The sequence below is a fragment of the Marinobacter halodurans genome (assembly GCF_004327985.1).
Classification (GTDB): domain Bacteria; phylum Pseudomonadota; class Gammaproteobacteria; order Pseudomonadales; family Oleiphilaceae; genus Marinobacter_A; species Marinobacter_A halodurans.
The window spans coordinates 1-621 of the sequence record NZ_SJDL01000186.1 but is presented as its reverse complement, the minus strand read 5'-3'; the positions used below and the strand labels follow the sequence as shown (position 1 = coordinate 621).

General features: G+C 63.8%; 1 protein-coding gene. It reads right to left on the bottom strand.

Features of this window, described 5'->3' with window-relative positions:
* The coding region (locus EZI54_RS24030; RefSeq protein WP_131484356.1) for a group II intron reverse transcriptase/maturase at window positions 1-621 on the bottom strand (621 nt) is incomplete at both ends.

The window sequence follows — 621 nt, the reverse complement described above, 5'->3', positions numbered from 1 at the left end:
CCATGACCCGGTGGCCTGCTCGTCTGCTGCGAACGTAAATATTGCAGTCGTCCGCGTAGCGGCAGAACCGATGACCTCGCCGCTCCAGTTCCCGGTCCAATTCGGTCAGGAGTACGTTGGAGAGCAAAGGCGACAGCGGGCCGCCTTGCGGCGTCCCTTCCCGTCTCGGGCTGACCAACCCACCGTTCAGCATGCCGGCTTGCAGGTAACGCCGGATCAGGGCGAGTATCCGCCGGTCGGGAATGCGACCAGCCAGCAGGCTCATCAACACATCGTGATTGACCCGATCAAAGAACTGGGCCAGATCCAGATCGACCACCCAGCGGTGGCCCTCGCTGATGTGCCGTTGCATCGCCTTGACCGCTTGATGGGCGCTTCGACCAGGGCGGAACCCGTAACTGTGCTCCGAGAAGGTCGGCTCCAACAGTGGGCTCAGCACTTGGTGAAGCGCCTGCTGGATCAGGCGGTCCTGAACCGTCGGGATACCCAATATGCGCTCCCCGCCTTGCGGCTTGGGGATGCTGACCCGGCGGACCGGCTGAGGACGGTAGTCTCCGGCCAACAGCCGCTCGCGCAGTGTTGGCCAGTGCTGTTGCAGATGGCCCTTCAGGGCTGTCACCG